Annotated in this window: 17 protein-coding genes; 14 read left to right on the top strand and 3 right to left on the bottom strand. The window is 51.3% G+C overall.

Annotated elements, in window-relative coordinates:
* Window positions 1–16: 16 nt before the first annotated feature.
* From HMPREF1121_RS00795 to HMPREF1121_RS00855, 12 genes are all read left to right on the top strand, one after another.
* Window positions 17–565, top strand: coding sequence for an IS1096 element passenger TnpR family protein (locus HMPREF1121_RS00795; RefSeq protein ID WP_044114248.1), 549 nt, complete (start codon window positions 17–19; stop codon window positions 563–565).
* Window positions 546–1,472: a tRNA (adenosine(37)-N6)-dimethylallyltransferase MiaA gene (gene miaA, locus HMPREF1121_RS00800; RefSeq protein ID WP_044114249.1), complete on the top strand. Its 927-nt coding sequence runs from the start codon at window positions 546–548 to the stop codon at window positions 1,470–1,472. The genes HMPREF1121_RS00795 and miaA overlap by 20 nt, the downstream gene beginning before the upstream one ends.
* Before the next feature lie 978 nt (window positions 1,473–2,450).
* Window positions 2,451–3,269: a GLPGLI family protein gene (locus HMPREF1121_RS00810; protein WP_044114251.1), complete on the top strand. Its 819-nt coding sequence runs from the start codon at window positions 2,451–2,453 to the stop codon at window positions 3,267–3,269.
* 2 nt (window positions 3,270–3,271) lie between these two features.
* Window positions 3,272–5,872: a carboxypeptidase-like regulatory domain-containing protein gene (locus HMPREF1121_RS00815; protein ID WP_052353534.1), complete on the top strand. Its 2,601-nt coding sequence runs from the start codon at window positions 3,272–3,274 to the stop codon at window positions 5,870–5,872.
* Between the two features lie 233 nt (window positions 5,873–6,105).
* Window positions 6,106–7,056, top strand: a complete 951-nt coding sequence (locus HMPREF1121_RS00820) for a glucosaminidase domain-containing protein (protein WP_044114687.1) — start codon at window positions 6,106–6,108, stop codon at window positions 7,054–7,056.
* Between the two features lie 45 nt (window positions 7,057–7,101).
* Window positions 7,102–8,253, top strand: coding sequence for an AIR synthase related protein (locus HMPREF1121_RS00825; protein ID WP_044114688.1), 1,152 nt, complete (start codon window positions 7,102–7,104; stop codon window positions 8,251–8,253).
* 20 nt (window positions 8,254–8,273) lie between these two features.
* Window positions 8,274–9,362, top strand: coding sequence for a peptide chain release factor 1 (prfA, locus tag HMPREF1121_RS00830; protein WP_009432978.1), 1,089 nt, complete (start codon window positions 8,274–8,276; stop codon window positions 9,360–9,362).
* A gap of 69 nt (window positions 9,363–9,431) precedes the next feature.
* Window positions 9,432–10,271 (top strand): orotidine-5'-phosphate decarboxylase, encoded by an 840-nt coding sequence (gene pyrF / locus HMPREF1121_RS00835; protein WP_044114252.1) that lies wholly within the window; start codon window positions 9,432–9,434, stop codon window positions 10,269–10,271.
* A 23-nt stretch (window positions 10,272–10,294) separates the two neighbouring features.
* On the top strand, window positions 10,295–11,332 hold the full coding sequence (gene lpxD / locus HMPREF1121_RS00840; protein ID WP_044114253.1) for a UDP-3-O-(3-hydroxymyristoyl)glucosamine N-acyltransferase: 1,038 nt from the start codon (window positions 10,295–10,297) through the stop codon (window positions 11,330–11,332).
* A 13-nt stretch (window positions 11,333–11,345) separates the two neighbouring features.
* Complete coding sequence (locus HMPREF1121_RS00845; RefSeq protein ID WP_044114254.1) at window positions 11,346–12,731, top strand: bifunctional UDP-3-O-[3-hydroxymyristoyl] N-acetylglucosamine deacetylase/3-hydroxyacyl-ACP dehydratase; 1,386 nt, start codon at window positions 11,346–11,348, stop codon at window positions 12,729–12,731.
* A gap of 87 nt (window positions 12,732–12,818) precedes the next feature.
* Window positions 12,819–13,610, top strand: coding sequence for an acyl-ACP--UDP-N-acetylglucosamine O-acyltransferase (gene lpxA, locus HMPREF1121_RS00850; protein WP_009432919.1), 792 nt, complete (start codon window positions 12,819–12,821; stop codon window positions 13,608–13,610).
* Between the two features lie 49 nt (window positions 13,611–13,659).
* Window positions 13,660–15,174, top strand: a complete 1,515-nt coding sequence (locus HMPREF1121_RS00855; RefSeq protein WP_044114255.1) for an NAD(P)H-hydrate epimerase — start codon at window positions 13,660–13,662, stop codon at window positions 15,172–15,174.
* A 101-nt stretch (window positions 15,175–15,275) separates the two neighbouring features.
* Here HMPREF1121_RS00855 and fumC read toward each other — a convergent pair whose 3' ends face one another.
* Together fumC and HMPREF1121_RS00870 are read right to left on the bottom strand one after the other, a co-directional pair.
* The gene (gene fumC, locus HMPREF1121_RS00860; protein ID WP_009433143.1) at window positions 15,276–16,673 is read right to left on the bottom strand and encodes a class II fumarate hydratase; all 1,398 of its coding nucleotides are present in this window, start codon (window positions 16,671–16,673) and stop codon (window positions 15,276–15,278) included.
* A gap of 587 nt (window positions 16,674–17,260) precedes the next feature.
* A complete protein-coding gene (locus tag HMPREF1121_RS00870) occupies window positions 17,261–19,114 on the bottom strand; it encodes a leucine-rich repeat domain-containing protein (RefSeq protein ID WP_044114257.1) in 1,854 nt (617 codons plus the stop codon).
* A 377-nt stretch (window positions 19,115–19,491) separates the two neighbouring features.
* Here HMPREF1121_RS00870 and HMPREF1121_RS00875 point away from each other — a divergent pair, with 377 nt between their 5' ends.
* Together HMPREF1121_RS00875 and lptB are read left to right on the top strand one after the other, a co-directional pair.
* Window positions 19,492–20,322 (top strand): enoyl-ACP reductase FabI, encoded by an 831-nt coding sequence (locus tag HMPREF1121_RS00875; protein WP_044114258.1) that lies wholly within the window; start codon window positions 19,492–19,494, stop codon window positions 20,320–20,322.
* 38 nt (window positions 20,323–20,360) lie between these two features.
* Window positions 20,361–21,116 carry an LPS export ABC transporter ATP-binding protein gene (gene lptB / locus HMPREF1121_RS00880; protein WP_009433088.1) on the top strand — a complete coding sequence of 252 codons (756 nt, stop codon included), beginning with the start codon at window positions 20,361–20,363 and terminating at the stop codon, window positions 21,114–21,116.
* A 353-nt stretch (window positions 21,117–21,469) separates the two neighbouring features.
* On the opposite strand, the gene HMPREF1121_RS00885 is transcribed toward lptB, so the two are convergent.
* Entirely contained in the window at window positions 21,470–22,972 is a 1,503-nt protein-coding gene (locus HMPREF1121_RS00885; RefSeq protein WP_044114259.1) for a lipopolysaccharide biosynthesis protein, read from the bottom strand.
* Window positions 22,973–22,976 lie beyond the last annotated feature (4 nt).

Below are 22,976 nucleotides of genomic sequence, written 5' to 3' on the forward strand. Positions count from 1 at the left end.
CTAATCCCTTAGACTTATGGTATATCGCCTATTAATGCTCTCCGATGAGAATGACTTCTTCAAGAGAGAGCTTCAGATCGACTCCGAAGCCACCTTCCTTGAGTTGAATGACTTTATCCTCGACTCGCTGGGCTATGCTCGTGACGAGCTGACGACCTTCCACATCTGTGATGAGGAGTGGCAGAAGGAGCTTGAGATCACGATGATGGATATGGGAGCTTCTTCGGATGAGGATAGCTACCTGATGGCTGATACACGCTTGGAAGATCTGCTGGATCATAAGGGACAGCACCTCTTCTTTGTCTTCGATATGCTGAGCGAGCGTGGCTTCTTTATCGAGTTGGCAGAGCTAATCCCAGGCAAGAGTCTTGATAAGCCTGTCGTCACGAAGGCTGAGGGTAAGGCTCCTAAGCAGCTGGAGAGCATTGAGGTAGCAGCTTCCCGTCTGGCAACGCCTGCTACGGGTGAGCCATGGGATGACGAACTCTTCTCCGATGAATCCGTCGATGAAGGGGATATCGACCTTGAAGGCTTCGACATCGCTGATGCAGAGAGCCTCTACTAAGCAGGAGGATCTCCCTACACTTATCGTGCTTGTTGGCCCCACAGGGGTAGGCAAGACGGCGCTTAGTATTCGCCTCGCGCAATACTTCGATTGCAGCATCCTCTCGGCAGACTCTCGTCAGATCTTCCGTGAGATCCCTATAGGCACAGCAGCCCCCTCCGATGAGGAGCGGGCTGCTGTTCCTCATTATTTTGTCGGGACAAGGTCGGTCACAGAGCCATATAGTGCCGCTACCTTCGAGAGTGAAGTCCTGGAGCTCTTGCCTCAAGTCTTTGCTGAAAGTTCTTCTTCCACGGCACTTCTCTCCGGAGGCTCGATGATGTATGTCGATGCTGTCACGAAGGGAATTGATAGTATGCCAGACGTGCCCGAGGAGGTTCGCTCAGCTGTCTGGGAGCGCTATGCCGCGGAAGGGCTTGACGGAATCCTTGCGGAGCTGCGTCTCTTGGATTCTGTCTATTATAAGGCGGTTGATCCGAAGAACTACAAGCGTGTGCTCCATGGCTATGAGGTGTGTCTTGCTACAGGGCGCCCCTTCTCCTCTTTCCATACGGGGCAGCAGAAAGCTCGTCCCTTCCGTATCGTCAAGGTCGGCCTCACCCGAGATCGTGAGGAGCTCTACGAGCGAATTGATAAGCGCGTCGAGCTGATGATCGAGGCGGGTATGGTGGAGGAAGCCCAGCGAGTCTATCCACTTCGTAGCCTTAATGCGCTCAACACCGTGGGCTACAAGGAACTCTTCTCCTACTTTGATGGTGATATTGACTTTGTCGAGGCGGTGCGACTTATTCAGCGAAACAGCCGGCACTACGCTCGCAAGCAACTCTCTTGGTGGCGACGTGATCCCGAGATACGGTGGTTCCATCCCGATGCCTGGGAGGAGATAATTGCTTACATCCATCAATAGGGACTTTGTTCCAATATTAAGTATGGGGTGCATACCAATAGTGGTATGCACCCCATACTTATATTGCTTTAGTGGTGAGGCTATAGTGGTGAAGATCCCATACCAATAGGAGACTGTTGCCGAGAGTCCTGTCCCCTATTTAGAGTGCCAAGGCATCGCACGCTCAGTCCCCCCGATATGCCTCTCCGAAGTGATACGCACGCCCAGCTCCCCGATATACCTCTCCGAAGTGATACGCAAGCCCTTCGTCTTATAGCCAATATTCCTCTTATCCAGCGGAGGAAAAAGTACCATTCTCGTGAAGAAAAAGCACCTTGCCATAGTGGTTTTCCTGCATCTATGTACGTAGTCTTAAAGACCAGGCACGTCAATCTAAATATCCACGTACGTAGACATTAGATCCACGTACGTAGTCCAAACTTATCTGCCACTCGTCCGCAACTTTTATCCCTACGCGGAGCAACGACTAATATAGGTCTGCGGGGCGACCAGTATTGGTCGACGTGCGGATCACTATAGGTTCATAGTAGTGACCAATAGTGGTTGACTCATGAACCACTATTGGTTTGCACTACGAACAAGTAGTGGTATGTATCCCTCCCCTCGCAAGTATAGTCAGCAAGCCCCCTGATGCATGCAAATAGCCATGCGTCAGGGGGCTCTTTCTTTGCTCCTTTCGTGTGTGCATATCTTTTACTAAGTTTGTGGTAGACAACTGAATCTGAAGACATCGAGTCTACGCCACAAACGTCTTACCATAGCTCATAATACCATTATGAAGAAGCGAGCCCTTCATAGTCTATTCGCCTGTCTCTGTGAGAGCGCTCTCGCCTCATGCGGTAGTCTGCGGGCCCTCCACTTCGATCACGACGGAGCAAGGGAAAGTCCCGCAGTGGATACGAGCGACGTGCATCGGCTATGAGGTATTAAAGTTCCCTGTGGCATTACCATCTCTGAAATTCTAAACTACGTGTAAGTATGAATAAGATTATCCTGTGTATAGCCTTGTTGCTATACCAACTACAAGCTATTGGTCAGTCTCAGTCTCGCTATGACTGCCTATATGAGTACACTGTCAAGGCACCCAATGGTAACCGAGAGGTTTATTCTACAATCCTCCAAATTGGAAGCACTTCGGCACTGTTCTCAGATTACCTTGCATTTCAGCTGGATTCCCTACGACAGACGAAGTCTCCTGATGAACAAATCAAAATGGGTGAAGCACGTCTAAGGAAGTCTGCTTACTTCTTTGACCAAACTGTATTTCAGAACACCCCGAAAGGGAAACTCTCGGTCTATAGCACCATTATCCCAAACCACTATACTTATCAAGAGGATAAAGTCAATATGGTATGGGAGATAGATGACAGCAGTATGGATACAATAAGTGGTTATCCATGTCGTAAAGCTACAGCAGAGTATGGTGGTAGGTCTTGGGTAGCATGGTATGCTCCTGATATCCCTCTACAGTTTGGACCTTGGAAATTTACGAGCTTGCCAGGTCTAATCCTAAAGGTTTACGATAGCGAGCAGGTACATTGCTTCGAAGCTATCCAGCTGAGGAAAGCAAACTTAAACATAGTAGAACCTCAGTATGGGGATGTAATCTCCACTACCCGAACAAAATTCCTCAAAGCAAAGAATAGCTTTGAAGAGAATCCAATGGCTAATCTTCCGCCAGAAAGTATCGCGGACATGGTCGTTATAAAAGGAGAGTCTGGGGGACGTTCTATACTAATCAACGGAATGCAATTACGCCTAAGAGAAAATGGATATATCCCAATAGAAAAGGAGTGATTATGAAGCCTTGGCCTCGTCTATTGCTGTCTTTCACTCTTGCTGTAGTCTGGAGTATCTCAGTATCTGCTCAGACTTTGCTAAGTGGGGTTGTTATGGATGCTAGCAAGAACCCCATAGAGGGTGCTAGCATCCAGCTATCTATTGGGCAAAAAAAAACAGTAGCCATCTCTATTACAGATGAGCGAGGACAATTTAGTCTCTCTACAAAAGGCCAGGCTGACAGTCTCTATATCATTGTTAGTCATATCTCTTTTGAAAAGAAGAGTATAAGACTAGGGGCGGAGGCAAAAGATATCACGATAGTCCTCTCACCCCAACAGACAATCCTCAAGGAAGTGACCGTAAAGACCCCCTCTTTGACTCAAAGAGGAGACACTCTTACATATAGCCTCCGGGCATTCTCAGGGGAGGGAGACTACAGACTGAGGGATGCACTTAAGAAGCTCCCAGGGATAGATGTCGCAGAAAGTGGGAAAATAAAGTATCAGGGAAAGGAGATATCAAACTTCTATATCGAAGGTTTAGACCTATTGGGCGGTAAATATAACCTTGCAACTAATAATATTCCGTCGAGCTATGTGTCATCGGTACAAGTACTAAGCAATCACTCCGATGCCAAGATTGATAAAGGTGTACTGACCGATGACGTGGCACTTAATATAAGTCTAACCCAGAAAGCCAAAATTAAACCTGTCGGGAGCTATAGCCTTGTGGCGGGCATTGGGGAGAATGCTCTCTATCAAGCTTCTGGTTCGGGTATGATATTCAAGCCTCAAGTTCAAGTCATAGGGGTACTTAAGGCAGGGAATATTCAAGAGTTTGCAAACGATAATACTACAGATAATATAGCTAGTGAGAAGGCTTCAACCTTAGCATCAATGATTGTTGGTGACATATCGGGAGCTACCCCTCCCATCAAACGCGAGCGTTATATATTCCCTGGGGATTATTTGACAAGCCTTAGTACTATTGGCAAACTATCCGAAAATGCAACCTTGAGGGCTAATGTCGGCTATGGCTTCTCTCGAACACGCTATGAGTATGGTTACAACTTGGACTTTGTCGATTCTTCTCGCCCCAATATAACTATACAACAACAAACCACACCAACAGAACGAAAGCATACTCCATTCCTTGAGATAGAATACAAGAATAATGGCGATAGACGCTACGTCCAGAATAAGTTTTCGATAAAGGCGAGTTGTCTTAGCTCGGATATAGCAGAGACCTCGCCCTCGGTCCTTGGGAATTCTGGTCTAAAAGGTCGCTACAGGGATATTAGTTTCTCTGATGCTCTCTCTTTACGTTGGCGAAAGGGCAATACTCAGTGGGGGGTATCAAGTTTAGTTGGTTATTCAACTGCCCCGACAGCTCAGATTATGCTCTTATCAAATGGGCTCGAGCAGCTGGCAGCCAGTGAACAGTTTTTATCCAAGATTTCTTTATTTTCGTCCTATGAAGTAAAGAGGTCTCGTATAAGCTTCCCTATATCCATTCAGTACAAGAGAGACGAGCTCTCAACTCAATCTATCCATAGCACTATAGTCTCTAATGCTATCAATAACTTAAAGGGAGATAATCTTCTTCTGTCCTTCATCCCCGAATACGAGTACACGCATCCATTGCAGAAGTATGTATTTCGAGCGAGGTTGGACCTATCAAGTGATTATATTAATTATCGCAATATGGGAACTTGGCAGGCTCAACATAGGAAGACATATTTTAGATTCAACCCCTCGATTTATTTAAGCTATAAGCTTAATGCTCTGTCCGACCTCAGAGTGCAAGGTGCATACACTGAGGGGGTGGGTGCATTAACAGATTTGCTAACATCAGCAGTACAGAATAATATTATCTCGGCAAGTATAGGAAGTGGTATGCTTGCACAAACTAAAACTCTACATCTAAGTACAGACTATCGTTTTCGGTTACCTATAGAGATGTGGTTTTTCAATACGGGGGTCACCTATACCTACCAGCATAGAAATCTGATACCCTCCCAAACGATATCTTCAGGTTTGGTAAACACTTCTTATATCCCTCAGGACAATGGAATCAGTAACCTAAATATATTTGCCTCTCTCACCAAACAGATTCAAAGCCTTCACACGAAACTCTCATTGACGAGTATTTACAACCGTAGTAATCAGTCGATGATGCAGAATGGGGTTATTTATGAGTATGAAGGTGGTAGTTTTAGTCTGATGCCATCTGTTGTCTCAAAGCCACTTAAGTTCATTGAGATTAACTATACATATACGCTCAATAAAGGGTTTAGTCGCATAAAAAATAGGACACAATCATTAAGGGCACATACACACGACCTACGTATTGATTTAAAGCCTATGCCTAAGTGGAGCTTTAAGCTCGCCTCCGAGATGAACTCCAAAGAAATATCCCCAAGTCATTGGGCGAGACTTTGTATATTCGATATTGGATTTACTCACAGCAATAAGTCTCTACGCTATACTCTGGAACTCAATAATATCTTCAATGAACGAAGCTATAATTACTCTGTTTTCAGTGGGATAAATACCTATTCTTACTCTTATTCATTGAGAGGACGCGAGTTACTGTTATCAATTACTCTGACAATTTAAAGTCAAGTCCCGAAAATCGGAGTCTTTAAGCTGAGAAGTTTGAAGGAGGGAAGGGCAAGCTGTGAAGAGATGGCCTTGCGCAATGGGCTCAATAGTGCTTCATACCACGACCCTATATTGGAGCCTGCAGATATGCTCCGAAGGATAGCTATATAATTCGTATCTTTGCCACTACTTGTGGCCATTGTATAGATATGGAAGATCTACAAGTAAATGTTCACTGTACAACAATGATGAGAATCAGCCATTCCGTTATATATCGACTGAGCTTGGCTCTTGCTGCGGTTCTCCTTTTCGGAGGCCTTGAGGCTTTTGCCCAGGTGCTACGCAAGCCAACCTTTATGGATTATATCCGCATCTACGAAGCCGAGGCTAGACGTCAGATGAGTCGCCATGCGATCCCTGCCAGTATTACCTTGGCTCAGGGGCTTATAGAAACGGGTGCTGGGACGAGCACCTTGGCCCGAGATCACAATAACCACTTTGGTATCAAGTGTCACTCGACCTGGTCAGGTAAGCGTACCTACCGCCGAGATGACAACCCCAATGACTGCTTCCGTAGCTACCCTTCGGCGAAGGAGAGCTATGATGACCACTCTCAGTTCCTCAAGGCGCGTCGCTATCAGCGCCTCTTCGCTCTTCGCTACGACGACTATCGCGGTTGGGCTAAGGGCTTGCAGCTCTGCGGATATGCTACGAATAAGGGCTATGCAAATATGCTGATCAAGGTCATCGAGGACTATGAGCTTTATGCCTTTGACCGAGGCGAGTATCCTACGTGGTACTCAGGTCGTCCTGTGCCTGCTCGCCGTCCTGCTGAGGCACAGCGCAGCTATGACAGACCTATGCGCCCCTCCTATATCAGCTATGGCCTCCTCTATGTGCTCGCTGACCAGAATGATACCTATGAGCGTATCGCAGCTGACATGGGGATCTCCGCAAAGAAGCTGGCTAAGTACAATGATACTCCTGAGGACTATCCTCTTAATGAGGGAGACGTCGTCTACCTTGAGCCAAAGAATAAGGAGGCCTCTGCTCGCTACACTACCTATACCGTCCGCGTAGGGGACTCGATGCACGACATCTCCCAGCGCTATGGTATCCGACTTGATCGACTCTACAAACTCAATAATAAGGATGCTGACTACGCCCCCGAGGAAGGGGATGTGCTCCGCCTCCGCTAACCTTCACTCGGCACCAGACCCGACAAACTTATGAACGAGCGCTATATGCAGCGCGGCGTCTCAGCCTCCAAGGAGGATGTGCATGCTGCCATACGCAACGTAGACAAGGGCCTTTATCCTAAGGCTTTCTGTAAGGTCATCCCCGATATCCTCGGGGGAGATGAAGCCTATTGTAACATCATGCATGCAGATGGTGCGGGCACGAAGTCTTCGCTGGCCTACATCTATTGGCGTGAGACGGGTGACCTCTCTGTCTGGAAAGGTATCGCGCAGGATGCGCTGATCATGAACATTGACGACCTGCTGTGTGTAGGGGCCGTCGATGGCATCCTCGTCTCCTCGACGATTGGTCGCAACAAGCATCTCATCCCGGGTGAGGTCATCGCTGCGATCATCAATGGTACAGAGGAGCTCCTTGCTGAGCTTCGTGCTCAAGGTATTGGTGTCTATGCCACGGGTGGTGAGACGGCTGACGTCGGTGACCTCGTACGTACGATCATCGTAGATAGTACGGTCACCTGCCGCATGAAGCGCAGTGATGTCATCGACAACGCTCATATTCAGGCTGGTGATGTCATTGTTGGGCTGGCTTCCTTTGGGCAGTCCTCGTATGAGACCTCCTACAATGGGGGGATGGGGAGCAATGGGCTGACTTCTGCTCGTCATGATGTGCTGGAGCACTCACTCTCAAAGCGCTACCCTGAGAGCTACGACGCTGCTACGCCCGATGAGTTGGTCTACAGTGGCTCGAAGGCTCTTACCGAACCTATCGCTGGTACTCCACTGGATGCGGGTCGCCTGATCCTCTCTCCTACGCGTACCTATGCTCCGATCATCAAGGCAATTCTGGATGAGCTTCGTCCTGAGATCCATGGTATGGTACACTGCTCCGGTGGTGCTCAAACTAAGGTGCTACACTTCGTCGAAGGCAAGCACGTGATCAAGGATAATATGTTCGCTATTCCACCACTCTTCGAGTTGATCCAGAAGGAGAGTGGTACGCCTTGGGCAGAGATGTACAAGGTGTTTAATATGGGCCATCGTATGGAGCTCTACGTCTCCGCCGAGCATGCTGCCCGTATCATCGAGATCTCCGAGAGCTTCGGAGTACCAGCCCAGATCATCGGGCGTGTCGAAGCTGCAGAGAAGAATCACCTCACTATCCACTCCCCATTCGGAGTGCTTAACTATGAATAATAGCTATTCAATAGACCTAAATGGCAACGGAAAACGACCTGCTTAGCCGGATCGAAGGCTTGGAAATACGCTTCCAAGAGATCACTTCGCTTATCACCGCACCAGATATCATCGCCGATCAGAAGCGCTTCATGAAGCTCAGCAAAGAGTATCGTGATCTGGAGCGCATCCTTGATAAGGGTAAGGAATATCGTAACCTCCTCGGGAATATCCAGGAGGGGCGCGATACACTGGAGGCTGAGAGCGATCCAGAGCTCCGTGCGATGGCGCGTGAGATGATGCAGGAGGCTGAGCAGCGTATCCCTTCGCTCGAAGAGGAGATCAAGCTTCTCTTGATCCCTGCAGACCCTGAGGATGCGAAGAACGTCGTCATGGAGATCCGCGGCGGTACGGGCGGTGATGAAGCGGCTCTCTTCGCAGGTGACCTCTATAAGATGTATGTACGCTACTGCGAAGGCCGTGGCTGGACTACTGAGGTCACGAGCATGAGCGAGGGCACTGCTGGTGGCTACAAGGAAATCATCTTCACGGTCACGGGAGATGGCGTCTATGGGATCCTCAAGTATGAGAGCGGTGTGCACCGTGTGCAGCGTGTCCCAGAGACTGAGACTCAGGGACGTGTGCATACCTCCGCTGCTTCGGTAGCTGTGCTCCCAGAAGCTGAAGAAGTAGACGTCGTCCTTAATCCTGCTGATATCGAGATGCAGACTGCTCGCTCAGGTGGTGCTGGTGGGCAGAACGTCAATAAGGTCGAGACTAAGGTTCAGCTGACCCACAAGCCTACGGGTATCGTCGTCGTCTGTCAGCAGGCGCGTACGCAGCTGGCAAACCGAGAGCTCGCTATGCAGATGCTCCGTACGAAGCTCTACGATATCGAGCTTACCAAGCATAATGAAGAGATCGCGGCACGTCGTAAGACGATGGTCTCTACGGGGGACCGCTCAGCCAAGATCCGTACCTATAACTATCCTCAGGGGCGTGTGACCGATCACCGCATCAATCTCACCCTCTACAATCTCTCCGCTATTATGTCGGGAGAGATCCAACCCATCATTGACGAACTTATCATCGCCGAGAATATCGAGCGAATGAAGGAAGCCGCCCTCTAACACATCATCATTAGTACAGGTTAGAAGGGGGCTACCTCCTTATTTCTAACTCCATAGCATACCGAGATTATGACAAGAGACGAACTATTTGAGAACATCAAGAGGAAGAAGTCCTTCCTCTGTGTCGGGCTGGATACGGATGTCCGTAAGATCCCTCAGTTCCTCCTCGACGAGGATGATCCTATCTTCGCCTTCAATAAGCGGATCATCGATGCCACTGCGCACCTGTGCGTAGCCTACAAGCCCAACCTTGCTTTCTACGAAAGTATGGGTTCCTTCGGCTTGCAGGCCTTTGAGAAGACCGTTGCCTATATCCAGTCAGAGTATCCCGATCAGTTCATCATCGCTGATGCTAAGCGTGGTGATATCGGGAATACGAGCGATATGTATGCCCGCAGCTTCTTTGAGCACCTCAAGGTCGATGCCCTGACTGTGGCTCCCTATATGGGAAGTGACAGTGTCTTGCCCTTCCTCAAGTATGCTGGGCGCTGGGTGATCCTTCTTGCTCTTACCTCGAATGCCGGAGCAGCAGACTTCCAGATGCTCCCCGTCGATGGCGGTGAAGAGGCCCTCTTTGAGCGCGTCTTACGTACCAGTACCGAGTGGGGCAATAGCGATCAGCTGATGTATGTCGTCGGTGCGACTAAGGCTGATATGCTGGAGCGTGTACGTGCCATCGTACCCGATGCCTTCCTCCTGGTACCTGGCGTTGGCTCGCAGAACGGGAGCCTTGAGGATGTAGCTCGCTTTGGTCTGAATAGCCAGTGTGGTCTCCTTGTGAATGCCTCACGTAGTATCATCTATGCTGACAATACCGAGGCCTTTGCCAATGCAGCAGCTGCTGAGGCAGAGGCTCTACGTCGCCAGATGGCTGAGATCCTTATTAAGAGCAAGCTTATCGAGGCCTAAGCCTAGTCCGAGACAGACCTTATATGCAGTTTAGTGCCTCACAGATAGCCCCTCTCATCTCAGGCGTCATCGAAGGTGATGCCTCCGTCCTCGTTTCGAACTTCGGAAAGATCGAGTCGGCTCAGCCAGGTGATCTTGCCTTCTTGGCTAACCCTAAGTACGAATCCTTTGCTTATACGACGAAGGCCTCGATCCTGCTGGTGGCAAACACCTTTGCTCCCAAGCAGCCTGTTGCCTCGACACTCATCCGAGTAGAGGATCCCTATGCTGCCTTAGCTCAGCTGATGCAGCTGGTCGAGCAGCAGAGTGCTCCTCGTCTTCAAGGGATTTCGCCCAAGGCTCATATCGCTGATGATGTAGAGCTGGGTGAAGATGTCTATGTAGCTCCCTTTGCTGTCATTGAGCCCGGAGCTAAGATTGGTCGGGGCTGTCAGGTTCACTCCTTCGCCTATATTGGTCGTGGTGTCACGCTTGGTGAGGGGACGGTGATCTATCCTCAGGTTACCCTCTATCATGGCGTGCGAGTAGGTGCGCGCTGTATCATCCATGCAGGTGCTGTACTTGGATCAGATGGCTTTGGTTTTGCTCCCGAATCTGATGGCTATCATAAGATACCACAGCTGGGTAGCGTCTTAGTAGAGGATGATGTCGAGATCGGTGCCAATACGTGTATCGACCGAGCTGTCATGGATAATACGGTCATCCGTCGTGGGGTCAAGCTGGATAATCTCATCCAGATAGCTCACAACTGTGAGGTCGGTGAGCATACTGTGATGGCTTCGCAGGTTGGCTTGGCTGGCTCCTCGGCAGTGGGAAAGTGGTGTCGCTTTGGCGGACAGGTCGGTATCGGTGGACACCTCACTATCGGTGACCGCGTAGAGATGGCGGGGCAGACAGGCGTACTTGGCAATGTAGCTTCGGGTACGGCTCTCATGGGCTCTCCTGGGATGCCACTTCGCGAGGCGATGCGTAGCTTCGTTATCCAACCTAAGCTTCCCGATATGTACCGCCGCCTACAGGCACTTGAGAAAGAACTTGCAGAACTCAAACAACAACTATAAGAGCACGAGTATTATGACTAAGCAAAAGACATTAAAAGCTCCCTTCTCTCTCTCTGGGAAGGGCTTACATACAGGCCTTGATATTCAGATCACTCTCCTCCCTGCTCCTGCTGGGACGGGGCGTGTCATCCGTCGTGTTGACCTCGAAGGCACTCCTGAAATCCCTGCACTCTCTGAGTTCGTCAAGGGGACTGAGCGCGGTACTGTCTTGGTCAAGGGCGATGCCTCGGTAAGTACGGTAGAGCATGCTATGGCTGCTCTCTATGCTAAGGGGGTAGATAACTGCTACATCGAAGTCAATGCGCCTGAGTTTCCTATCCTTGATGGGAGCGCTCGTCTCTATGTTGAGGGTATTGATGCCGCTGGTCTTGAAGAGCAGGATCTCCCAGTAGAGCACTACATCGTCAAGCGTCGCCAGGAGGTCGTATCGGCTGATGGTCGCTCACGTATTGTCCTGCTTCCCGATAGTAAGTTCGGTGTCGACGTACATATCTCCTTTGACTCGCCTGTGCTGAGCAATCAGTTTGCTTCACTTGAAGACCTCGCTGACTTCGACAAAGAGATCGCTTCTTGCCGTACGTTCGTATTCGTCCGTGAAGTAGAGATGCTTCTCGCAAATAATCTGATCAAGGGTGGTGACCTGGACAATGCGCTTGTCATCTATGACGAGCCTATGGCTCAGGAGAACCTCGATAAGATCTGTGACCTTATGAAGGTCACACGTCGTACGGATCTCTCCCTTGGGTATATCAATAATGCTCCTATTATCTTCCCCAATGAGCCTGCTCGTCACAAGCTCCTCGATGTGCTTGGTGACCTCGCACTCATCGGTCGTCCTATCCGTGGTCGTATCTTGGCTTATTGCCCAGGGCATAAGATCAATAATGAGATGGGAGCTAAGATCCGTAAGGATATTAAGCTCAACGAAGCTCAGGCTCCTCTCTACGATCCCAATACGACACCTATTCTCGATGTCAACCGTATTCGTGAACTCCTCCCACACCGCTATCCCTTCCTGATGGTCGATAAGATCATCGAGATCGGTACGGACTATATCGTCGGTGTCAAGAGTGTTTCGGGCAATGAACCCTTCTTCCAGGGACACTTCCCCACGGAGCCTGTGATGCCAGGTGTTCTCCAGGTGGAGGCGATGGCACAGGTCGGTGGTCTCCTGGTACTTAATACGATCGAAGACCCCGAGAAATACTCGACTTACTTCATGAAGATTGACAACGTGAAGTTCCGTCAGAAGGTCGTCCCAGGTGATACTCTTGTCTTCAAGCTCCGTCTGCTCGGTGAGATCCGTCGTGGTGTAGCCAACATGCGCGGTCTTGCTTTCGTCGGCGAGAAGCTCGTCTGTGAGGCTGAGTTTATGGCGCAGGTCGCAAAGAATAAGTAAATACATCCACAAGAGCCTGCCGCCACTCCTTACCTCTAAATGAGAGGATAGGGTGTGCGCGGCTCTTGTCTATATACCTATATGTCTATGTCACATCCTAACATAAGCCCACTGGCAAGCGTCCATCCTGAAGCTAAGCTGGGTGAAGGTGTTATCGTCCATCCCTTCGCCGTCATCGAAGAGAATACCGAGATCGGGGAAGGTTGTATCATCGAGAGTCATGCCGTCATCAAGAGCGGAGCTCGTCTCGGTAAACATTGCCATATCCATTCGGGTGCAGTCATCGCTGGTATCCCTCAGGACCTCAAGTTCGTCGGTGAAGACAGTGTCGCTATCATCGGCGATCACACGATGGTGCGCGAGTGCGTGACGGTCAATCGTGGTACAGCTTCTCGCGGTAAGACGGTCGTCGGGAGCTACTGTCTCCTGATGGCTTACTCGCATGTCGCTCACGACTGTGTCCTTGGTGACCACGTCATCCTCGGTAATGCTACCCAGCTGGCTGGTGAAGTAGAGGTCGATGACTATGCTATCCTCAGTGGTGGTTCACTCGTCCATCAGTTCGTGCGTATCTCTAAGCACGTCATGATCCAAGGGGGATCTCGCGTGAACAAGGATATCCCTCCCTACACGCTCATTGGTCGTGACCCCATCGTCTACTGCGGTATCAATATCGTTGGGCTGCGTCGTCGTGGCTTTACTAATGAGCAGATCTTCCGCATCAACGATATCTACCGTACACTCTACCAGCGTGGGCTCAACAATAGTGAGGCTTTCCGTGTCATCGAGGAAGAGATCCCCGAGAGCTACGAGCGTAGTCTTATCCTCGACTTTGTACGTACCTCAGAGCGTGGTATCGTTCGCGGGACGATGGACTAATTGCTGTCACCACGTCAATAGGATATACTTATAAGCTTCCTCTACTCTCATGCAGAAGATTTATTCGGGCAAGCAGCTGGATATCCTCTATGCTCAGGCTGCTCAGTTGGATAAGCTAAGTGCGCAGGATCATATCGAGCGTGCGGCTGTAGCTTTTGAGCGTGAGCTCCTTCGTCACCATTCTCTCGGTGGTCGCTCGATTTATGTCTTTGCTGGTGCAGGTCGCTGTGGCGCCTATGCCCTGAGTATTGCCCAGATACTTTCACGTAGAGGGCATACGGTCTTTGCTTACCTCTTCTACCGTGGAGGGAAGCTCTCGTCCGAATGTGAAGCTGTTCGTGAGCGCCTCCCAAGGGATACCTTCCGCTTGGAAGAGGTATTTACGGACTTCACACCTCCTAAGATCGCCAGTGGAGACCTGATCATTGACGGGCTCTTCGGTGCAGATCTACAGACCCCTCTTTCGGATGGCTACGTGGCGCTGGTGAAATTCCTCAACGAATCCAGTGCTCCTATCGTGAGTATTGAGATGCCTTCGGGGCTCTTTGCCGAGGATAATTCGGGGAATAAGCTGGATAATGTCATCTGCGCAGAGCGCACGATCGCTTTTGACAGCCCGAAGCTCGCCTTCTTCTTTAGAGAGAATGAGCCTTATGTAGGAGCTTGGTCGTGCCTGTCGCTGGGGATTAGTCCGCAGGCACAGCATGGGATTGATACGGCTTATTACCACGTGCAGGATGCGGCACTCTCTCTGGCTCTGCAGAAGCGTCCTCGCTTCAGCATTGAGCTTCCACGAGAGAAGGCGCTTCTCTTGACTTATGTGAAGGGGCATATTGGGAAGACGCTCCTATCTGCTCGAGCTGCTTTCCGTGCGGGATGCAGTGAGCTTCATGCCTTAGTGCCTGCAGAGGAGGCACTGCCTCTCTCTCTTACCCTGCCCGAACTCTCGGTCTATACGCCGTCTCATGAGGCGAAACTGCTCGCGGGAATCAATGCTTATCGGACGGTCGTCATTGGGGAGGGCTTTGGTACAGATGAAGAAGCGCTCCATCTTTTAGAGAGTCTGCTTACTCCTTCGTATTCGCGGCCTTTCCTCTTGGAGGGAGATGGCATCGCACTACTCTCAAGCGATCGTAAGCTACTGAAGAAGCTCCCGAAGAATAGCATCCTGATCGCTTCGCATCAGGAGATGGATGCTATGTTCGGAGACTTCCGCTCCGATCGTGAGCGTCTGGAGCGTGCTCTCGAACTGGCTCGGGAATGCGATGTCTATGTCATACTTCGCGGCACTTACTCCGCAGTATGTGCTCCGACGGGAACGGCTTTCTTCGACACAACGGGGAATACCGGTCTCCAAACTCAAGGCGTTTCCAACGTCCTCGCTGGTGTGATCGCAGGGCTTCTGGGTCAAGGCTACCAATCGATCACAGCTGCAGTCTTGGGCCTTCACTTGGTGGGGCTGTCGGCAGAGCTTTATGCTGGTCGCTATTCTGAGCGCAGTCTCACGGCGACGAGCTTGATCGACCTCCTGGGAGAAGCTTATCATCAGCTCGAGGCTAAGTAAGCTTTCTCTTCCGAGTCATCGGACTTCAGATCGCGATATAAGAAAGGGCGTGATGCAGATAGCATCACGCCCTTCTCTATTTGCGGGTGAATGGTCAGCCTTTAGTCAAGGGGATGAACCATATCTTCGGGACGAACCCACTTGTCGAAGTCTTCTTCGCTGACATAGCCGAGGCGAAGGGCTTCTTCCTTGAGGGTAGTACCGTTGCGGTGTGCAGCGTTTGCGATCTCAGCAGCCTTGTAGTAGCCGATGTGGGTATTCAGAGCCGTGACGAGCATCAGGGAGTTATTGAGGAGCTCCTTGATACGTGGGTGGTTAGGCTCGATACCAGATACGCAGTGGATATCGAAGGATACTGCAGCATCACCGAGGAGCTGTGCGCTCTGCAGGAAGTTAGCTGCCATGACAGGCTTGAAGACATTCAGCTCGAAGTGGCCCTGCATACCGCCGACAGCGATAGCAGCATCGTTCCCGATGACCTGAGCGCAGACCATCGTCATCGCTTCGCACTGGGTAGGATTGACCTTACCGGGCATGATAGAAGACCCGGGTTCGTTAGCGGGGATGATGATTTCGCCGATACCGCTACGAGGACCTGAAGCGAGAAGACGAATATCATTGGCGATCTTATTGAGCGAAACGGCGATCTGCTTGAGTGCGCCGTGAGCTTCTACGATAGCATCGTGAGAGGCGAGAGCCTCAAACTTGTTCTGAGCCGTGACGAAGGGCAGGCCAGTGAACTCTGCGATGTGGCGAGCTACTACGACATCATAGCCCTTGGGCGTATTCAGACCCGTACCGACGGCAGTACCACCGAGAGCGAGTTCGGAAAGATGAGGCAGGGTATTCTCCAGAGCGCGGATGCCGAAAGCCAGCTGTGCAGCGTAGCCACTGAACTCCTGTCCGAGGGTCAGAGGCGTTGCGTCCATGAGGTGCGTACGGCCGATCTTCACGACGTCTGCCATTTCCTTGGCCTTCTTGTCGAGGGCTTTCTGGAGCTGGCGAAGGCCTGGGAGGGTCACTTCTACTACCTTCTTGTAGCAAGCGATGTGCATGCCGGTGGGGAAGGTGTCGTTGGATGACTGAGACTTATTGACGTCATCGTTGGGGAGGAGCGTCTTTTCGCCTTCGCCGATCTTCTTACCAGCGAGCTGGTGTGCGCGATTAGCGATGACTTCGTTGACGTTCATATTGCTCTGCGTACCTGAGCCCGTCTGCCAAATCACGAGAGGGAACTGATCGTCGAGCTTGCCTGCGAGGATCTCATCACAGACAGCTGCGATGAGGTCACGCTTCTCTACGGGCAGCACGCCAAGCTCATGGTTGGCGAAAGCGGCACCCTTCTTGAGGTAAGCGAAGCCACGGATGATGTCAAGTGGCATAGATGCGGGTTGACCGATCTTGAAGTTGTTGCGAGAGCGTTCGGTCTGCGCTCCCCAGAGCTTGTCTGCAGGCACCTGGACTTCACCCAGGGTGTCTTTTTCGATTCTGTAGTCCATACTATGATTGTATCACTAATGATGCGGGGGTGTCTACAGCGCGGCTATAGACTAAGACAAAAATACAAATAGATTTCTGTATTTCCTGCCCGAGAGCCGAATTTGATGGACCTGCGAAGGCTCCTCTTCGGGCGGGAAGGAATAAGGCTTTGCGTCGGGAGTAAAATGCCTTTCAGCGGGAAGTCATTGGCGCTCGCAGGGCGGGTCATATAACCCTCCGAAGAAAGTAATATAACTTCCGACCAAAAGTAATATAACATTCGTCGAAAAGTAATATAACATTTGACCGAAAGTAATATAACATTCGGCAGGAAGTAGAGGTACTTCTTCCGAGAAGTTAAGGTACTTCCTTTTAGAAGTAGAAGTACTTCCTCTGAAAAGTAGAGGTATTTCTTCCGAAAAGTAGAGGTATTTTCATTGAAAAGTAGAGGTATTTTCTGGAGCACCTCAAGACGCCCTTGGGCAAAGGCTCTTTGTGCCCCGTCCGAATGAGCTTGAACTGCCCCAACAAAATAAAGGTAGCCCCCCAACTCCAAGCGGTGAGTTGGGGGGCTACTTGCGCTGAGTCCCGTCGGGGGCTGCAGCGTCTATTTGCTCTTGAAGGTCTTACTTGTGAAGCCTTCAGCAGGGAATACGCCGTCTAAGACGAAGTACGTCCCGAACTTGAATCGGAAGTTATACTCGCCACGCTTGGAGAAAGACCAGGTGAACTTAGTGGTATCGATGCCGTCCCCCGTGATCCAGGCAGCCGATGAAGTGAGTTCTGTCCCGTATCTCAGGATAAAGAGGTAGTCTGTAGAGGAAGGATCGAACTGAGCTGCCTTGAGAGCCTGCGCCACGTCAGCGTAGGAGAAGTCCTTATTGGTATCAAGTACGACATCGAATGGGGCTTGTCCCTCGAAGACCGCAGGCTTCAGGCTGACCTTACTCTGCTTGATCGAGCGGTCATAGTCTTCTGCGTCCTTCTTGCGTGGCCCCAGAATGGCGTAGGTCCAGATGCAGGCCGCGGGTGTCAGGCTATTATAGCTCAGGTCAAGTGTCTCCAGTGCGGGGTAGCTTTCGCCCTCGACGAAGACGCTCTTGATGCTATTATTGGGCACGCGAAGACTTTCAAGCTGCTTGAGACCTTCGATGCGTAGCGTGGAAAGCTTGCCACGCTGGTCGTGGTCTTGAGCTGTCGCGCCACGCTTCAGCCCGATGATGAGGACGGACTGCAGGGAAGTGTAGGGGCGAAGATCAGCTTCGGCGAGCTCTTCATTCCCGCTGAGGTTGAGCGATTCGATACCAGAGGGGAGCTTGACCGAAGCCAGATTCGTCAGACGGTTGTGCGCCAGGCTGACGGTCTTGACCGAAGTGAAGGCCGAGAGATCGAGCGAAGCGATCTCATTCTCCTCAAGAGTGAGGCGCTTGAGCGAAGGAAGGGCGGAGAGGGTAGGGGCAGTTACCTTCGTGCCTTCGATAGTCAGCGCGCTGAGCTCCGAGCATTCGCTGATCTCAGCCTTAGTGATCCCCTCGGCATGACTGATGTCAAAGAGGCTGAGCTTCGGAAGAGCAGAGAGCTGAACGGATGTAGCTGATGAGGCTTCTACATGATGAAGCGTCAGGTAGCGCAGGTTGGGGTAGTCCTTTGCGGAGAAATTCAGGTTGGCGAACTTCGCATGGCTGGCCTTGAGCAAGTCGAGATTCGTGAGGCCGCTCAAGCTCACACCGCCCTGAAGCGTCGTGTGAAGGGGCTCGATGTAGAGGTCCGTGATGGCGGGAAGGCCTGAAAGCTCGAGCGAAGAAAGCTTCGGCAGGCGTTCAATAGCTTCGCCGGCGGCATTACGCATTTCTACAGGGAGCTTGAAGGAGCCATTATCATCGTTGGTGGTGGCGAGCTTGGGGAAGTCCTTTATGACGACACGCTCGAGCGACTCAAGAAGCTCATAGCTGAGCTGGCTGAGTGTGGCGGCCTGGCTACCTGCTGTACCCGTGAGGCTGAGATCACTGAGCTTCGGCAGGTGCTGCAGCTGTACCTTCTCGAGCTTGGGGGCAATGAGGGTGATATGTGTGAGCTCAGGCAGGAGGTCCGTCGAGAGGAAGTCGAGGGAAGTGATGGGCGAGAAGCCCTGCGTACCAGTCAGAAGCTGGAGGACGTGGTACTTGCCGTCGGTGCCTTTGATGAAGTTCACCGCCAGATGTGTCTGCGTCCACTTCGTCGGGTCATTGGAGGCGATGTCGGCTTCGAGGCCATTTCGCGAGAAGAGCTTACGAAGCGTCTCCAGCTCCGAGGGCACGATCTCATCGGTACTACTGGGCAGGGTGAGCTGATAGCTGATAGTTGGCATCACTTGCTCCTGCTTCTTGGTGTCTGGCTCATTGCCGTTCTCCTGCTTACAGGCGGGGAGTCCGAGGCAAAGTGCTAAGGCCAGACTCGTGAGGTAAGTATTGGTTCGTTTCATCCGTAGGATAGATATGTGTTGAGGAAAAAGAGACCGCCGCGGAGAGTGCCTCCACAGCGGGGCTACAAAGGTAGATGAAGTCCTCCCTCGGTGTCTATATCCGCAGGAAAATACCGATATGTGGTGACCTTAATGCCTCCAAAAGTCGTCCCTTCCTCCCCTCGAATGAGTAGGAAGTACTCTACTCTCGGAGCAAAGTCGAGGTACTTCCGAGAACTTTCTCAGGTACTTCCGGCTGCATTCTTAGGCACTTCTGCTTGCTTCTTTAGCTTCTTCCCACCGAGAGTAATTGGCAAAAGATGGGTGCTCTGCACAAAAAGCGTATCTTTGTGCTATATATCATTAATGGTTATTTAACAGATAAAGGAATCACAACTATGAGCTATAATCTCTTAGCAGGAAAGAAGGGGATCATCTTCGGTGCTCTCAACGAACAGTCCATCGCATGGCGCGTCGCAGAACGTGCTGTAGAAGAAGGCGCAGAAATCATCCTTACCAACACGGCTGTAGCTGTTCGTATGGGGCAGCTGAATGAGCTGGGCCAGAAGCTCAATGCTAAGGTCGTCCCCGCTGACGCTACGAAGGAAGAGGAACTCGAAGTAGTCTTCCAGGAAGCTATGAAGAGCTTCGGCAAGGTTGACTTCGTCCTCCACTCCATCGGTATGAGCCCCAACGTCCGTAAGGGCCGTGCTTACGATGATCTCGACTATAAGATGCTCCAGACGACCTTCGATATCTCAGCTGTATCTTTCCACAAGATGCTGCAAGTAGCTAAGAAGCTCGACGCTATCGCAGAAGGTGGCTCTGTCGTCGCTCTTACTTATATCGCTGCACAGCGTACCTTCGTCGGCTACAACGATATGGCTGATGCTAAGAGCCTCTTAGAGTCTATCGCTCGTAGCTTCGGTTACATCTACGGTCGTGACAAGGGTGTCCGTATCAATACCGTCTCTCAGTCTCCTACGGTCACGACTGCTGGTAGCGGTGTCAAGGGTATGTCTGACCTGCTCGACTTCGCAGAAGACCTCTCTCCTCTGGGTAATGCCGACGCTAACGACTGCGCAGACTACTGTATCACGCTCTTCAGCGACCTGACGCGCAAGATCACGATGCAGAATCTCTTCAACGATGGTGGCTTCAGCTCTATGGGTATGAGCGCTGCTGCTATCGAAGCCTTTGCTACGGGTCGCGCAAACCGCGAGAAGTAGTCCCCACAAACCGAAGAGGCTTTATACAGCTTTAGGCAATGATACTTCGCACAGAGAACCTCGTCAAGCGCTATCGCTCGCGTACGGTCGTCAACCACGTCTCGATACAAGTCGGACAGGGGGAGATCGTCGGGCTACTAGGCCCTAATGGTGCAGGGAAGACGACGACCTTCTACATGACGGTCGGGCTGGTCGTTCCTAACGAAGGGCGTATCTATCTCGATGACCAGGATATCACGAAGTATCCCGTCTACCGCCGAGCACAAGCAGGTATCGGTTATTTGGCTCAGGAAGCTTCGATCTACCGTAAGCTCAGTGTCGAGGATAATATCCTCTCGGTGCTGGAGCTGACGAATCGAACGAAGCAGGAGCAGCAGGCACGTCTTGAGGAGCTCATCGCTGAGTTCCGATTGGAAAAAGTCCGTACGAACGCTGGTAACCGCCTCTCGGGTGGTGAGCGCCGTCGTGCTGAGATCGCTCGCTGTCTGGCCATTGACCCGAAGTTCATCATGCTTGACGAGCCGTTCGCTGGTGTCGACCCTATTGCAGTGCAGGATATTCAGAGCATCGTAGCTCAGCTTCGCCACAAGAATATCGGCATCCTCATCACCGACCACAACGTCTACGAGACGCTCAGTATCACCGACCGTGCGTATCTCCTCTTTGAGGGGAAGGTACTCTTCGAGGGGACTGCTGAGGAGTTGGCCGAGAATGAGATCGTGCGTGAGAAGTACTTGGGTAAGGACTTCCAGCTACGACGTCGTACTTTCGATATCGATACGACGAAGGAATAGCCTTCGGCTTCTTCAAAAGTAGAAAACGATTAGCCCCCGATTCCAAGACTTTGGATCGGGGGCTAACTGCTTTTATATACATGCTATTTTGAGGGTTTTGATTTCCCTCCCATAGGTCTACTTAGCCGACTTCACTATAGGCTGTGAAACGAACCAGTACTGCTCCGCATTGCGACCAGTACTGGTAACTAATATCGACCAGTACTGCTCACGCTTCGGATCAGTACTGGTCGCTTCGCTGACCAGTACTGGTTCCTTTTTACACCTCTCAGTGGCGCAAACAAGTAAGCCCTATGTCACCAGCTTAGATGCTACTGGTGATATAGGGCTTGCTTTATTAGAGAGGGGGAGTCTTATCTCTTGAGAAGCTTCTTTCTTAGAGCGACGAGGGCACCCTTGGGTACTTCGTAGCGGTAGATGATCCCGACGAAAATAAGTAGCAAGAGTGTATTGGCTACCATACGGAGTATGGGAGCATCGGGGAGGGCTTGTGCGATGGCCCATTCAGAAGCGTAGAGTACGCCTGTAAGGAGCGTGTACAGTCCGAGTCGAGGCAGGTCGTAGTCCACGGGGTAGTAGTGCTGGCCGAGGGCGTAAGAGAAGAGCATCACGCCACCATTGGCTACTACTGATGCCCAAGCGCAGGCCATGAAGCCGTAGCGGGGAGCCAGCAGGACGATGAGTAGTACCGTCAGTACACAGCCTACGATCGAGAGGATAGCCCCCCAGTGTGTGCGGTCGGTGACCTTGTACCAGAGTGAGAGGTTGAAGTACACGCCGAACATTAACTGCCCTGCCATGATCCAAGGCACGACAGAGAGCCCAGGGTAATAGGCTGGTGCGATGAGAAGCTTCAAGATATCCATGTAGCTCATCACCGCCAGGAAGATAAAGAGCGTGAAGAGTACATAGTACGTCATCGACGAGGAGTAAGCTCGGCGAGCAGCATCCTCACCCTTCTTCTTCTCGGCGAAGATGAAGGGGTCATAAGCGTAGCGGAAGGCCTGCGTGAAGAGGACCATTACGACAGCCAGCTTGTAGCATGCTCCGTAGATACCCAGCTGTGCATTAGCGTAGTGGGAGTCCTCAAATAGAAGAGGGAAGAGAATCTTGTCGGCTTGGTTGTTGAAGTTGCCCGCTAAGCCTAAGAGGAGCATTGGCAGGGCATAGCGAAGCATGGAGCGAAGGAGCTTGCTGTCGAAGCGTCCCGTAGCCTTACGCAGGGTGGGGAGGAGCAGGAGGAATTGCAGGCCATTGCTCACCAGATTGATCCCGAAGATATAGTGCAGGGCGTGCTCTCTGGGATGGAGTTCTCCGAGGATAGGGATGTACTCACTAAGAGCAGGGACGCCGTAGAAGGCGAAGAGCGTCAGGAGGATGGTCACCCCGACGAAGCTCATACGCACGGTCATAAACCACCAAGGGCGCTGCTCGTAGCGGAGGTAGCCCAGCGGAATGGCCATGAAGGCATCGCTGGCAACGATGATGAGGAGGTAGCTCAGGAGATCCTTGTGCTCTGCGACGTGGAGCACTGTCGCTAAGGGATCGAGGAAGAGCCAGCCGAGTAGTACGAAAAGCGTGGAGGTTACCCCAAGTGACCATAGAGTCGTCGAATAGACGTCAGCAGGCTGCTCATGCTTGTTCGCAAAGCGGAAGAATGCCGTCTCCATCCCATAGGTGAGGATGATCATCAAGATAGCCGTCCAAGCATAGAGGTTAGTCATCTGCCCGAATTCCTCGGTGATGAGTACTCGGACGTAGACGAAGGTAAGGAGCCAATTCAGGAAGCGCCCGAACATGCTGCTCAGGCCATAGACTGCTGTATCCTTGATTAGTGAGGTAAGTGTACTACTCATTGTG

Source organism: Porphyromonas sp. KLE 1280 (genome assembly GCF_000700805.1).
Lineage (GTDB): Bacteria > Bacteroidota > Bacteroidia > Bacteroidales > Porphyromonadaceae > Porphyromonas > Porphyromonas pasteri.

Coding starts and splice junctions, on each gene's coding strand:
- fumC (WP_009433143.1), bottom strand. CDS start 16,673: ATGGACTACAGAATCGAAAAAGACACCCTGGGTGAAGTCCAGGTGCCT.
- HMPREF1121_RS00870 (WP_044114257.1), bottom strand. CDS start 19,114: ATGAAACGAACCAATACTTACCTCACGAGTCTGGCCTTAGCACTTTGC.
- HMPREF1121_RS00810 (WP_044114251.1), top strand. CDS start 2,451: ATGAATAAGATTATCCTGTGTATAGCCTTGTTGCTATACCAACTACAA.
- HMPREF1121_RS00815 (WP_052353534.1), top strand. CDS start 3,272: ATGAAGCCTTGGCCTCGTCTATTGCTGTCTTTCACTCTTGCTGTAGTC.
- HMPREF1121_RS00875 (WP_044114258.1), top strand. CDS start 19,492: ATGAGCTATAATCTCTTAGCAGGAAAGAAGGGGATCATCTTCGGTGCT.
- lpxA (WP_009432919.1), top strand. CDS start 12,819: ATGTCACATCCTAACATAAGCCCACTGGCAAGCGTCCATCCTGAAGCT.
- HMPREF1121_RS00820 (WP_044114687.1), top strand. CDS start 6,106: ATGAGAATCAGCCATTCCGTTATATATCGACTGAGCTTGGCTCTTGCT.
- miaA (WP_044114249.1), top strand. CDS start 546: ATGCAGAGAGCCTCTACTAAGCAGGAGGATCTCCCTACACTTATCGTG.
- pyrF (WP_044114252.1), top strand. CDS start 9,432: ATGACAAGAGACGAACTATTTGAGAACATCAAGAGGAAGAAGTCCTTC.
- HMPREF1121_RS00885 (WP_044114259.1), bottom strand. CDS start 22,972: ATGAGTAGTACACTTACCTCACTAATCAAGGATACAGCAGTCTATGGC.
- HMPREF1121_RS00855 (WP_044114255.1), top strand. CDS start 13,660: ATGCAGAAGATTTATTCGGGCAAGCAGCTGGATATCCTCTATGCTCAG.
- HMPREF1121_RS00825 (WP_044114688.1), top strand. CDS start 7,102: ATGCAGCGCGGCGTCTCAGCCTCCAAGGAGGATGTGCATGCTGCCATA.
- HMPREF1121_RS00845 (WP_044114254.1), top strand. CDS start 11,346: ATGACTAAGCAAAAGACATTAAAAGCTCCCTTCTCTCTCTCTGGGAAG.
- prfA (WP_009432978.1), top strand. CDS start 8,274: ATGGCAACGGAAAACGACCTGCTTAGCCGGATCGAAGGCTTGGAAATA.
- HMPREF1121_RS00795 (WP_044114248.1), top strand. CDS start 17: ATGGTATATCGCCTATTAATGCTCTCCGATGAGAATGACTTCTTCAAG.
- lpxD (WP_044114253.1), top strand. CDS start 10,295: ATGCAGTTTAGTGCCTCACAGATAGCCCCTCTCATCTCAGGCGTCATC.
- lptB (WP_009433088.1), top strand. CDS start 20,361: ATGATACTTCGCACAGAGAACCTCGTCAAGCGCTATCGCTCGCGTACG.